This window comes from Cryobacterium sp. TMT2-42-4 (genome assembly GCF_004402645.1).
GTDB lineage: Bacteria > Actinomycetota > Actinomycetes > Actinomycetales > Microbacteriaceae > Cryobacterium > Cryobacterium sandaracinum.
In genome coordinates this window covers 1-11432 of record NZ_SOFT01000009.1, presented here as the reverse complement: position 1 = coordinate 11432, position 11432 = coordinate 1, and the positions used below count along the sequence as shown (strand labels likewise).

Below are 11432 nucleotides of genomic sequence, written 5' to 3'. Positions count from 1 at the left end.
TCACACCGACGCCGCACGCTCGGGCGCGAGCCACTCCGGCGAGCAGGCCGGCAGTCGCCCGCCGCGCTCGCGCACCCGGGTCAGCGCGACCACCAACCCGGATGCCCCGGTCATCACCCCGGCCGCCGGCACCCACGACGGCGGCGGCGCCGAGCACCACGACGGCAACAGCGCCCCGCGGCGTCGGAGCCGCACGCGTCGCCACGCCCCGCAGGCCGGCACCCCCAGCTAGCCACCCCTCAGTTAGCCACCCCCCCAACTAGCCACCCCCTGCGAGGCAGTTCCTGCACGGCAGTTCCGGCCGTAAGCGCCTTCGCTTCGGCGGGGGCGCTTGTCGTTTGCCTCCGCGGCGGCTCACGTGAGGGCTCGCGGCGCATGGTAGACCGTGCGCCCGGTTCCCTCGGGTGGGCGGCGTCAGCCGTGGACGGGCGGCGAGCCCGTTCCCTGTTCGATGATGCGCTCGAGCACCTCAGACGCCGTCGTGTTCTCGCCCAGGCGGTTCGGCTTGCCCTCGCCGTGGTAGTCGCTGGACCCGGTGATGAAGAGTCCGTACTTCTCCGCGAGCGCGTAGAGGTGGGCCTTCGCCTCGGGCCTGTTCTCCCGGTGCTCGAGTTCGAGCCCGAAAAGGCCGGCTTCGGCCAACCGGGCCAATTTCGCTTCGGGGATGACGTCGACTGCCCCGCGCGTCGCCGGGTGCGCGATGACCGGCACCCCACCGGCCGCGCGTACGAGGGTGATGGCCCGCAGCGGGTCCGGCGCGTAGTGGGGCTGATAGTAGCCGGCCTCCCAGTGCAGGATTCCCGCGAAGGCCTCGCTCCGGGTGAGCGCGAACCCGCGGGCCACCAGTGCGTCGGCGATATGCGGGCGGCCGACCGTCGCATCCGGCGTGGTCTGGGCGAGCACGTCTTCCCAGGTCAGGGCGTAGTCGACGCCGATGCGCTCCACCATCTGCTCGGCGCGCACCAGCCGAGCCTGCCGCACCCGGGCGGTTTCGGCCACGATGCCGGCGTTGGACGGGTCGAACAGGTACGCGAGCAGGTGCACGCTGGAGAAGCCCACCCGGGTGCTGAATTCCATGCCGGGGATGAGTGTGAGTCCGGCGGTGCGGGCGGCAACACCGGCCTCGGCCCAGCCGGCGGTCGAATCGTGGTCGGTCAGTGCGACCGTGCCCAGGCCGGCCGCGGCGGCGGCCCGCACAAGCTGCGACGGGGTCTCCGTGCCATCCGACACGCTCGAATGCGTGTGCAGGTCGATCGGACCGCGGAATCGTCGAGCACCAAGCATTCCCCCATGCTAGTTGTGCGGCGGACCCGGACCGTCCCGCGGGGTTCCCAGCCGGCGCCGTCAGGGCCTGCGCGTGATCGAGTCGGGAGACGGGGCCGGCAGCGACCACCGCCCGATCGTGGCCGCCCACGCCCCGACCTCCTAGCTCAATGGGACAATGGGCCATGGCCACTTCCAGCGAAACCGCGATCACCCCTGCTCCCCGATCGAATGAGAACCGCTCCACCACCCCCGGTTCGGCCGGGTTCAAGGCGTACATCTCCAGCGACTGGGCCGAGCGCACCGAAGAGCTGCCGCTCGCCCGCGAGCAGGCGCGTTTCGCGGCCGCCCGCCGCGAACGCCTGTCCGGCATGCACCCCGGACAGCGTCTGATCATCCCCGCCGGCCGTCTCAAGCAGCGCTCCAACGACACCGACTACGCGTTCCGCGCACACTCGGCCTTCGCTTACCTCACCGGCTGGGGCAGCGACGCCGAACCCGGCGCCGTGCTGGTGCTCGAACCCACAGCGACCGGCCACGACACCACCCTCTACTTTCGCGAGCGGGCCGGCCGCGACTCGGACGAGTTCTACGCGAACCCCGATATCGGCGAATTCTGGATCGGCCCACGCCCCGGGATCGCCCAGGTTGCCGCCGACCTCGGCGTGCCGGTGCGCGGCATCGCCGACCTGGCCCTGGTCATGAACACGATCGACACCGAAAGCCTCGTGCTGCGGGAGGCCGACCCGCTCGTCACCACCGAGGTCGACGAGGCCCGCCTCCGATTCGCGGCGGAGAAGGTGCTCACGACCGACGCCTCCGACTCGCCGTTCAGCCTCGAGATCAACGGCGACCACGCCGCCGACGAGCAGTTCGCCCGCGGCCTGTCGGAGCTGCGCCTGGTCAAGGATTCCTACGAGATCGCCCAGATGCGCCTCGCCGTCGCCGCCACGGCCCGCGGCTTCGAGGACGTTATCCGGGACCTGCCCCGCTCGAGCACCCACCACCGCGGCGAACGGCTCGTCGAGGGCGTGTTCAACACCCGGGCCCGGTCCGACGGCAACGCGGTCGGCTATGACACGATCGCCGCGTCCGGCCCTCACGCCTGCATCCTGCACTGGACCCGCAACGATGGCGCCGTCGTGCCCGGCGACCTGATCCTGATCGACGCCGGCGTCGAGGTCGACAGCTACTACACCGCCGACATCACCCGCACCCTCCCGGTGGACGGCACCTTCACCGACGTGCAGCGCCGCGTCTACGACGCCGTGCGCGAGGCAGCGGATGCCGCGTTCGCCGTGGCGCGTCCCGGCGCCGTGTTCCGCGACGTGCACGCCGCGGCGATGGCGGTCATCGCGCGCCGCACGGCCGAGTGGGGCATGCTGCCCGTCACCGCCGAGGAGGCCCTGCTGCCCGACAACGGCCACCACCGCCGCTATATGGTGCACGGCACCAGCCACCACCTCGGCCTCGACGTGCACGACTGCGCGCAGGCGCGCCGCGAGATGTACATGGACGGCGTGATCGAGCCCGGAATGGTGTTCACGATCGAACCCGGCCTCTATTTTCAGCCCGACGACCTGACGGTGCCTGAGGAGTACCGCGGCATCGGCGTAAGGATCGAAGACGACATCCTGGTCACTGCGGACGGCCCGGAGAACCTGTCGGCCGGCATCCCCCGCACCATCGAGGCGGTCGAGGCCTGGATCGCCGCCCTCACCACCTGAACCTGGTCGCGGACTGTCAGGGCAGCGGATGCTGCGGAGCCGCGGGCGGATCTTCGACGCGAGGGGGATCCGACGGATGCGGCGGAGCCGGCACCGCCCGTTCGGCCTCAGCGTGCCCGGCGAGAAGGTTCCGGGCCCGGTTGACCAGGGCGCCGTCGACGATCACCTGATAGGTACTGGCAATCACCTGCATGGTCGATGTGAAGTCGCGGCGACGGCGATTGAGCGCGGCACTGACGACCCCGAACAGCATGCCGAACCCGGCACCGATCATCACGGCGGCGAATACGAACGGCAGGCCCGCACCATCCGGCGAGAAGATGAAGAACAGCAGCCCGAAGAACACGCCCAGCCAGGCGCCGGAGGCCGCACCGGCAAGAGCGACGCGCCCCCAGGTGAGTTTTCCGGTGACCCGCTCGACGGTTTTGAGGTCGTTGCCGAGGATGGAGACCTGCTTCACCGGGAAGTCGGACTTCGCCAGAGTGTCCACGGCTTCCTGAGCCTCGCCATAGGTGGCGTATGTCGCGAGCACCTCCCCCTTGGGTAAAACGGGGAACAATGCGGCCCTGCGCCCGCCGAAGGGGCTCTGATTGCTCATGAGTCCATTCTTTCACACGACCGATCCGCCCTGAAGGTGGCCTAGATTTGATCTGTGTCTGCCACCAGAGTCTTCGTTGCCCGTTTGGCCGGGTGTACCGTTTTCGACCCCGCGGGAGACCGTGTGGGCAAGGTCAGGGACGTGCTGGTGGTCTACCGAAAAAACGACCCGCCCCTCGTCGTCGGCCTGATCGTGGAGATCCCGGGCAAACGCCGCGTTTTCGTGTCCATCGGGCGCGTCACCAGCATCGGTTCGGGTCAGATCATCACCACCGGCCTGATCAACGTGCGCCGCTTCGAGCAGCGCGGCGGCGAGGTGCGCGTCATTGCCGAGATGCTTGGCCGCACGGTGGTCTTCAACGACAATTCCGGTGAGGCGACCATCGAAGACGTCTCGATCGAGGAGCTCCCCCAGGGCGGCTGGGCGATCAGCCAGCTCTTCGTGCGCCGCCCCAAGACCAGCCTGTCCCTCTTCGCGAAGGGCGCCACGACCTTCACGGACTGGGCCGAGGTGCGCGAGCAGACCACCGAGGGCCAGGCCCAGTCGGCCGAGCAGCTCATCGCCACCTACTCCGACCTCAAGCCCGCCGACCTCGCGAATACCCTGCTCGACCTCCCGCCGGAGCGCATGCACGAGGTTGCCGGCGAGCTGCCGGACGGCCGCCTCGCCGACGCCCTCGAGGAGATGCCGGAAAGTGAGCAGGTCAGCATCCTGACCCGGCTCGGCGACGCCCGCGCCGCCGACGTGCTCGACCACATGCAGCCCGACGACGCCGCCGACCTGATCGCGCAGCTGCCGGAGGAGCTCGGCGAACAGCTGCTCGACCTGATGGAGCCGGAGGAAGCGGACGATGTGCGCTTCCTGCTCACCTACGCCCCCGACACCGCCGGCGGCCTGATGACGACCGAACCGATCATCGTCTCGGCCGATGCCACGGTCGCGGAGGGGCTCGCTCTCATCCGTCGTCACGACCTGGCGCCGGCCCTCGGCGCGGCCATCTGCGTCACCCTCCCGCCCTACGAGCCGCCCACCGGCCGATTCCTCGGCATGGTGCATTTCCAACGGATGCTGCGCTACCCGCCCCACGAACGCCTTGGCACACTGCTCGACCAGGGTCTCGATCCCGTCACCGCCGACACCTCGGCCGCGGAGGTCACCCGCATCCTCGCCAGCTATGACCTCGTCTCCGTGCCCGTGGTCGACGACAACCACCGACTCGTCGGGGTGGTGACGATTGACGACGTCCTCGACTATCTACTGCCCGACGACTGGCGCAGCCACGATGGCAACGACGACGTGCGCCGCCGGGCCGAGGCCCGCACCGAGCTGACCACGGGAAGCATCCCGCTGCACCACGGACGGAGGACCGGCAATGGCCCGAGCTAACCGAGCGGATCTCCGCCTCGACTCCCCCAAGGGTTTGCGCACGCCCGCCCTCGGCCGCAACCGCCGGCGTAGCCGCGACCGCCCCAGCCGCGACCGCTTCGGCCGGTTCACCGAGGCCATCGCCCGCGGCATGGGCACGCCGTGGTTCCTGCTCGGGCTGACGTTCTTCGCCGTCAGCTGGATCGCCTGGAACACGCTCGCACCGGTGCAGTGGCGCTTCGACTCCGTGTCGCTCGGCTTCATCGCGCTGACCCTGGTCTTGTCGATGCAGGCCTCCTACGCGGCCCCGATGATCCTGCTGGCGCAGAACCGCCAGGACGACCGTGACCGGGTGCAGTTCGAACAGGACCGGCAGCGCGCCGAACGCAACCTGGCCGACACCGAATATCTCGCCCGGGAGGTGGTGGCGCTGCGCCTCGGCATGAAGGATCTCGCCTCCCGCGATTTCCTCCGCTCCGAACTGCGCGCCCTTCTCGACAACCTGGAAGAGCGCGAAGATCAGGACAAGCAGACCCGGAAACGCCTCCGCAAGGGCGACCGCGAGCGAGACCGCGACCGCGAAGAGCGATCGCCCAGTGCCTGAGCCCCTCTTTTCCGCCGACCAGGTGCTCACCGCCCTGGCCCGGGTGATCGACCCGGAGATCCGCAAGCCGATCACCGACCTCGACATGGTCGCCGGGGTGCGGATCGTCGACGGCCGCGCCCTCGTGGGCATCCGTCTCACCATCGCCGGCTGCCCGGCGGCCCGGCAGATCGAGCGCGATGTGTTGCGCGCCGTGGAGTCCGTGGCCGGCCCCGGCAACGTGACCGTGGATGTGAGCGTGATGACGCGCGAGCAGCGCCGTGCGATGACGGAGAAGCTGCGCGGCGGCAAGGAAGCCCGCAGCAACCAGTTCGGCCCGGACTCGCTCACCCGGGTCTACGCCATCACCAGCGGCAAGGGCGGGGTCGGCAAGTCCACAATCACCGCGAACCTCGCCGTGGCCCTGGCCGAGCGCGGCCTGCGGGTCGGCATCGTCGACGCGGATGTCTACGGGTTCTCCATTCCCGGACTCCTCGGCCTGGTCACCCCGCCTTCCCCCGAAACGGGCAAGTCCGCCGCAGTCAAGCCGACCCAGGTCGGCGAGATGATCCTGCCGCCGATCGCCTTCGACGTGAAGGTCATCTCGATCGGCATGTTCGTGGAGGACGGCTCCGTCGCGGTCGCCTGGCGCGGGCCGATGCTGCACCGCACGATCACCCAGTTCCTCACCGACGTCTACTTCGGCGACCTGGACATCCTGCTGCTGGACCTGCCGCCGGGCACCGGCGACGTGGCCATCTCGGTCGGGCAGCTGCTGCCCCAGGCCGAGGTCATCGTCGTCACCACCCCACAACCGGCCGCCGCCGACATCGCCGAACGCAGCGGTGTCGTGGCCCGGCAGACCGGCCAGACCATCTACGGCGTGATCGAGAACATGGCCGGGATCGTGCAGCCCGACGGCACGGTGCTGGAGCTGTTCGGTTCCGGGGGCGGCGCCGAGGTCGCGCGCCGGCTCGGCGCCGGGCACGAGTTCCCCGTACCGTTGCTCGCCCAGGTTCCCCTCAGCGTGCCGCTCCGCAGCGGCGGGGACACCGGGGTGCCCGTGGTGCACGGCGACCCGACCGACCCCGCGGCTGTGGCCATCCGTGTGGTTGCCGACCGCCTCGCCACCCGGGCGCGCGGCCTCTCCGGATTGAGCCTCGGCATCACCCCGAAGTAGCGTCGCCGCGCCGGCACCGCGGCGGAGCGCACGCGCCGTCCCCACCTAGACTTCGGGCATGCCTGCCTCCCCCCTCGACCCTGCCGGGATCACGACCCTCACCCGCTCCATACGTTCCACGACGGGGGCCACGGTCACCGTGATCGCGCCCTTCACCGGGGAGGTTCTGCACGAGCTGCCCGTCAGCGGCCTCCCCGACGTGCAGGCGGCCTACGCGCAGGCCCGCCTCGCCCAGCTGGCCTGGGCACGGGCCGGGTTTGCACGGCGCCGGGCGATCCTGTTGCGCGCGCACGACCTGATCCTCGAGCGCCGCGGGCTGCTGCAGGACACCGTGCAGGCGGAGACCGGCAAGACCCGCGGCCAGGCCTTCGAGGAGGTCTTCCAGGCCGCCGGCGTCACCCGCTTCAATGCCTTGGCCGCGCCGCGCGTGCTGCGCGGTGGGCGCCGCCACTCCGCGATCCCGCTCGTCATCACGGCCACTGTGCGCTACCGGCCCAAGGGCATCGCGGGCGTGATCACCCCGTGGAACTACCCGCTCAGCCTCGCCGCCATGGACGTCGTGCCGGCCCTCGCCGCCGGCTGCGGTGTGGTGCAGAAGGCCGACGACCAGGGTGCGCTGAGCGTCCTGTCGTTGCGTCAGGCATTCATCGACGCCGGCGTGCCCGAGCAACTCTGGGCCGTGGTCGTCGGCGACGGCGCGGAGATCGGCGGGGCGGTCACCGCGGAGGCCGACTACGTCTGCTTCACCGGGTCGACCGCGACGGGCAAGCGGGTGGCGGCGCAGGCGGCCGGCAACCTCACCGGCGTCTCGCTCGAGCTGGGCGGCAAGAACCCGCTGATCGTGCTCGACGACGCCGACCCGGCCCGCGCGGCCGCCGACGCGGCCCCGGCCTGCTTCACGGCGATGGGCCAGCTCTGCGTGTCGATCGAGCGCATCTTCGTGCAGCGAGGTGTGGCCGACGCGTTCCTGCGCGAATTCGTGGCCGTCACCCGGTCGCTCCGGCTCGGCGCCGACTACGACTACACGACGGACGTCGGTTCCCTCACCTCGCAGGCACAGCTGGACCGGGTGAGCGCGCAGGTGGCCGACGCGGTCGCCCACGGCGCCACGGTCGAGGTCGGGGGCCGTGCCCGCCCCGACCTGGGACCGTTCTTCTACGAACCCACCGTGCTGACCGGGGTCACCCCGGCGATGGAGTGCTTCGCCGACGAGACCTTCGGCCCTGTGGTCGCGGTCACCGTGATCGACTCGGAGCAGGAGGCCATCCTGGCCGCCAACGACAGCGACTACGGGCTGAATGCGTCGGTGTTCTCCGGTTCCGTGCGGCGGGCCCTGCGCGTGGGCGGGGCCCTCGAGGCCGGCAGCGTGAACATCAACGAGGGCTATCGCGGGTCGTTCTCCTCGGTGGCCGCCCCGATGGGCGGCCTGAAGCAGTCCGGTCTCGGCCGACGCAACGGCCCGGAGGGACTGCTCAGGTTCGTGGACGCCGTCACCATCGCGCGCCCGACGGGTCTCGTGCAGCTGCCGCGCACCGGCCACGACTTCGAGCGGCTGGCCGGGCCGATGCTGCTGCTGGCGGCCGTGCTGAAGGGCATCCGCCGCCGCTGACCCCGGGCAGCCGGGTCGGGACCCGGCTGCCCGAGCCCGGCTCAGACGGGCAGCATGGCCGACGCCGCCTCCTTCTTGGCCGCCTGCTGGGCCGCCTTCTCCGGGGCCAGCTTCGCCGCCTCCGCCTTGGCCGCCTTCTTCGCGTTCTTTTTGATCTTGGCCTTGCCCTTCGGCTTAGCCGTGGGCTTTCCCAGCGTGGTCGTGATGTCCGGCACGGGCCGGTTCAGCTCGCGCGGCGGGCGCTCGTACTCCGAGCCGGCGGGGCGAGTCGGAATGGTCACCTGGGGCGGCTCGCGATGCGTGTAGGGGACGATCGACAGCAGGTGGCTGATCATGTTGAGGCGCGCGGCCCGCTTGTCCTCGCTCTCGACGACCCACCACGGGGCCTCCGGCAGATCGGTGTGCACGAACATCTCGTCTTTGGCGCGGGAATAATCGACCCACTTCGTGATCGAGAAAAGGTCGGTCCCGGACAGCTTCCAGCGGCGCATCGGGTCGTTCAGCCGTGACCGGAACCGCCTCTCCTGCTCGGTGTCGGACACCGAGAACCAATACTTGACGAGCAGAATGCCGTCTTCGACCAGCATCCGTTCGAAGAGGGGCGCCTGGTGCAGGAACCGGCGGTACTCGTCGGGGGTGCAGTACCCCATCACGTGTTCGACGCCGGCCCGGTTGTACCAGGAGCGGTCCATCAGCACGATCTCACCCGTGGAGGGCAGGTGTTCGATGTACCGCTGGAAGTACCACTGGCCGCGCTCGCGCTCGGTCGGCACCGGCAGGGCGACGATCCGGGCGACGCGGGGATTGAGAAACTCGCTGACCCGCTTGATCGCGGACCCCTTGCCGGCCGCGTCCCGGCCCTCGAAGATCACGACGATGCGGGCCCCGGACTCCTTGACCCATTCCTGCATGGCGACCAACTCGGTCTGCAGATTGCGCAACTCGGCGGAGTAGACGGGCAGTGGCACCCGCTTGGGCTTCGCGTGGGTGTTCGACTTCGACACGGTCACACTCCTCAGATTCGTGGGTTCAGCGTAGCGCGCGCGCATCGCCCGTATGGCCCGGCGTGCATATTCTGGTGCGCACCGCGCCGCTCACCGCCGGTCACCGCCCCGCCCTCGGCCTCGGCCTGGCCTCGGGCGGCACAGGCACCTGTTCGACCCCAGCGCGCATTTCTCCTGCTCCAAAATCATCGCCGAGGAGCTGCCACCCCCGTCGGACGGGCCGTTGCCCTCTCCCGGCTGGGCATCGACCGGGTGGCCATGGCGGACACCGACAAGGGTGCGGCCAACCAGGGAACCTCCTGCGAATCGCTCTTCCCGGCCGGGCGCCTGGTCGTGGTCGACGTACCCGTTCCCGACGTCCGCCAGCTCGAATGCGCCGCATCCGGTGTGCTCGTCACCTGATTCGTTTGGCCACGTGGCTTCGTGGCTACGTGGCTTCGGAGTCGAAGGGCGCCGGCAGCGTGGCGGCCTCTCTGGCGCGCTTGCGTTGCAGATAGGCGCCGTCGGGGTTCGGCACCACCCGCGACACGGTCGCCGATTGGCCTTTCAGCTCGTCTTCGTCGGTGAGAGCTTCACGGATGATGCGGCGCGGGTCATACTGACGCGGGTCGAGTTTCTTCCAGTCGACGTCGTCGAAATCCGGGCCCATCTCGTCCCGCATCCGGTCTTTGGCCCCGTTGGCCAGGTTCCGGAGCTGCTTCACGAGGCGGGCCAGCTGGGCGGCATAGTGGGGAAGCCGCTCGGGTCCGAGCAGAAAGACGGCGACAATCCCGATCAGTAATATCTTCTCGAAGGTCAAACCGAACATTCCCCCAGAATAACCCCCGGCGAGGCCTCCCCGGACCATGCCCGCCCCCCCTTAGGCTTGACCCATTCACCTACTGGAGTTGCGCTGTGTCTGACAAAGATCTGAACTGGAAATTCTCCGACGACTCAGTCGTGGAGTCCGACGCTGTGGCGCGGGCCAGACAGCAGTCCCTGGAACTCGGAATCGACGCGATTTCACCGGCGGTCGGCGCCCAATCGGCCGTGATCGCGGCCGCCACCGGGGCCCGGAGCATTCTCGAGGTCGGCACCGGTGCCGGCGTCTCCGGCATCTGGCTGCTCACCGGCGCCCCCGGCGCCACCCTCACCTCGATCGACACCGAGGTCGACCACCAGCAGCACGCCAAAGCCAACTTCGCCGAAGCCGGCATCCCCGCGAACCGGGTACGCCTGATCACGGGCCGGGCAGCGGATGTGCTGCCGCGCATGAACGAGAACTCCTACGACATTGTGTTCGTCGACGCCGATCCGCAGTGCGTGATCGAGTACGTCGAGCATGCCCTGCGCCTGGCCCGCCCGGGCGGAACCGTGCTCGTGGCCCACGCGCTCTGGCGCGGCCGCGTGGCCAACCCGGCCCAGCGCGACGATGTGGCGACCGGCTTCCGCACCCTCTTGACCGTCATCGCCTCGTCCACCGCAGTCATCAGTGCCCTCTCCCCTGTGGGCGACGGCCTGCTGCAGATCACCAAACTCCGCGCCTAGACGGTCGAGCACACCCTCCGGTGGTCGAGCCGGTCGGGTTCGGAAGATGGCCCGCCTGGTTTCGACGGCCTCGACCACCGGGCTCAGGTCGCTCGCGGCCCGGGGCTCAAGCTGACGTCGGTCGCGCCTGCCAAGACCGGTGACCCGATCCCGGGAACTCACCCTGACGTTGGTCGGGCTTGTCGAGATCCGGGCCGCGATCCAGGCCGAGATCCAGGCCCTGCCGGAGCCCCGGCCCGGTGTTCCCCGGCGGGCCGCCAGGTGCGGGTGGGGTCGTAGCAGTACGGTGCCCGGACTTCAGGTTTGCCGCGCACCATGCGGATTTGCCAGCCGGAAGTATCAATAGTGTGGTGGTGGTACCAGCAGAGGAGGACCCCGTTGTCGATCGTGGTTTTTCCGCCGCGGTGCCAGGGAATCACGTGGTGTACTTCGCACCAGGTGGCGGGCACGGTGCAGCCGGGGATGGTGCAGCCGCCGTCGCGGGCGGCGAGGGCGCGGCGTTGGGCCCGGTTGAAGAAACGGTTCTCGGTGCTGAGGGCAAGGACCTCGTTGTTCTCGCCGAACAGGATCTCCTGG

12 protein-coding genes and 1 pseudogene are annotated in these 11432 nt (G+C 69.9%); 8 read left to right on the top strand and 5 right to left on the bottom strand.

Annotated elements, in window-relative coordinates; genetic code table 11:
- Positions 1-232: pseudogene (locus E3O18_RS02205) on the top strand (ATP-dependent helicase); the annotation flags it as partial.
- A 182-nt stretch (positions 233-414) separates the two neighbouring features.
- Here the strand turns inward: E3O18_RS02205 and E3O18_RS02200 are convergent.
- Positions 415-1284 carry a PHP domain-containing protein gene (locus E3O18_RS02200; protein WP_134417363.1) on the bottom strand — a complete coding sequence of 290 codons (870 nt, stop codon included), beginning with the start codon at positions 1282-1284 and terminating at the stop codon, positions 415-417.
- A 164-nt stretch (positions 1285-1448) separates the two neighbouring features.
- Between E3O18_RS02200 and E3O18_RS02195 the strand changes: the two genes are divergently transcribed.
- Positions 1449-2990 (top strand): aminopeptidase P family protein, encoded by a 1542-nt coding sequence (locus tag E3O18_RS02195; RefSeq protein WP_134397793.1) that lies wholly within the window; start codon positions 1449-1451, stop codon positions 2988-2990.
- 16 nt (positions 2991-3006) lie between these two features.
- Here E3O18_RS02195 and E3O18_RS02190 read toward each other — a convergent pair whose 3' ends face one another.
- The gene (locus E3O18_RS02190) at positions 3007-3588 is read right to left on the bottom strand and encodes a general stress protein (protein WP_134395908.1); all 582 of its coding nucleotides are present in this window, start codon (positions 3586-3588) and stop codon (positions 3007-3009) included.
- A 54-nt stretch (positions 3589-3642) separates the two neighbouring features.
- On the opposite strand from E3O18_RS02190, the gene E3O18_RS02185 reads away from it, so the two are divergent.
- From E3O18_RS02185 to E3O18_RS02170, 4 genes are read left to right on the top strand one after another with little or no spacing between them, the layout of a single operon-like run.
- A complete protein-coding gene (locus tag E3O18_RS02185) occupies positions 3643-4974 on the top strand; it encodes a CBS domain-containing protein (RefSeq protein WP_134395907.1) in 1332 nt (443 codons plus the stop codon).
- The gene (locus E3O18_RS02180) at positions 4961-5557 is read left to right on the top strand and encodes a DUF1003 domain-containing protein (protein WP_134395906.1); all 597 of its coding nucleotides are present in this window, start codon (positions 4961-4963) and stop codon (positions 5555-5557) included. Before E3O18_RS02185 ends, E3O18_RS02180 begins: the two co-directional genes overlap by 14 nt.
- Positions 5550-6716, top strand: coding sequence for an Mrp/NBP35 family ATP-binding protein (locus tag E3O18_RS02175; RefSeq protein ID WP_134395905.1), 1167 nt, complete (start codon positions 5550-5552; stop codon positions 6714-6716). Before E3O18_RS02180 ends, E3O18_RS02175 begins: the two co-directional genes overlap by 8 nt.
- A 58-nt stretch (positions 6717-6774) precedes the next feature.
- Positions 6775-8325 (top strand): succinic semialdehyde dehydrogenase, encoded by a 1551-nt coding sequence (locus E3O18_RS02170; RefSeq protein WP_134417361.1) that lies wholly within the window; start codon positions 6775-6777, stop codon positions 8323-8325.
- Positions 8326-8366: 41 nt separating this feature from the next.
- Here E3O18_RS02170 and ppk2 read toward each other — a convergent pair whose 3' ends face one another.
- Positions 8367-9329 (bottom strand): polyphosphate kinase 2, encoded by a 963-nt coding sequence (gene ppk2 / locus E3O18_RS02165; RefSeq protein ID WP_241976657.1) that lies wholly within the window; start codon positions 9327-9329, stop codon positions 8367-8369.
- A gap of 258 nt (positions 9330-9587) precedes the next feature.
- Between ppk2 and E3O18_RS16010 the strand changes: the two genes are divergently transcribed.
- Positions 9588-9731, top strand: coding sequence for a hypothetical protein (locus E3O18_RS16010; protein ID WP_166784866.1), 144 nt, complete (start codon positions 9588-9590; stop codon positions 9729-9731).
- Positions 9732-9756: 25 nt separating this feature from the next.
- On the opposite strand, the gene E3O18_RS02160 is transcribed toward E3O18_RS16010, so the two are convergent.
- Positions 9757-10137, bottom strand: a complete 381-nt coding sequence (locus tag E3O18_RS02160; RefSeq protein WP_134395902.1) for a Sec-independent protein translocase TatB — start codon at positions 10135-10137, stop codon at positions 9757-9759.
- A gap of 86 nt (positions 10138-10223) precedes the next feature.
- Here E3O18_RS02160 and E3O18_RS02155 point away from each other — a divergent pair, with 86 nt between their 5' ends.
- Entirely contained in the window at positions 10224-10856 is a 633-nt protein-coding gene (locus E3O18_RS02155; RefSeq protein ID WP_104101036.1) for an O-methyltransferase, read from the top strand.
- A gap of 158 nt (positions 10857-11014) precedes the next feature.
- Here the strand turns inward: E3O18_RS02155 and E3O18_RS02150 are convergent.
- A partial coding sequence (locus tag E3O18_RS02150; RefSeq protein WP_134417359.1) for an HNH endonuclease signature motif containing protein occupies positions 11015-11432 on the bottom strand: 418 nt, incomplete at its 5' end.

Coding starts and splice junctions, on each gene's coding strand:
- E3O18_RS02195 (WP_134397793.1), top strand. CDS start 1,449: ATGGCCACTTCCAGCGAAACCGCGATCACCCCTGCTCCCCGATCGAAT.
- E3O18_RS02180 (WP_134395906.1), top strand. CDS start 4,961: ATGGCCCGAGCTAACCGAGCGGATCTCCGCCTCGACTCCCCCAAGGGT.
- E3O18_RS02190 (WP_134395908.1), bottom strand. CDS start 3,588: ATGAGCAATCAGAGCCCCTTCGGCGGGCGCAGGGCCGCATTGTTCCCC.
- E3O18_RS02170 (WP_134417361.1), top strand. CDS start 6,775: ATGCCTGCCTCCCCCCTCGACCCTGCCGGGATCACGACCCTCACCCGC.
- E3O18_RS16010 (WP_166784866.1), top strand. CDS start 9,588: ATGGCGGACACCGACAAGGGTGCGGCCAACCAGGGAACCTCCTGCGAA.
- E3O18_RS02160 (WP_134395902.1), bottom strand. CDS start 10,137: ATGTTCGGTTTGACCTTCGAGAAGATATTACTGATCGGGATTGTCGCC.
- E3O18_RS02200 (WP_134417363.1), bottom strand. CDS start 1,284: ATGCTTGGTGCTCGACGATTCCGCGGTCCGATCGACCTGCACACGCAT.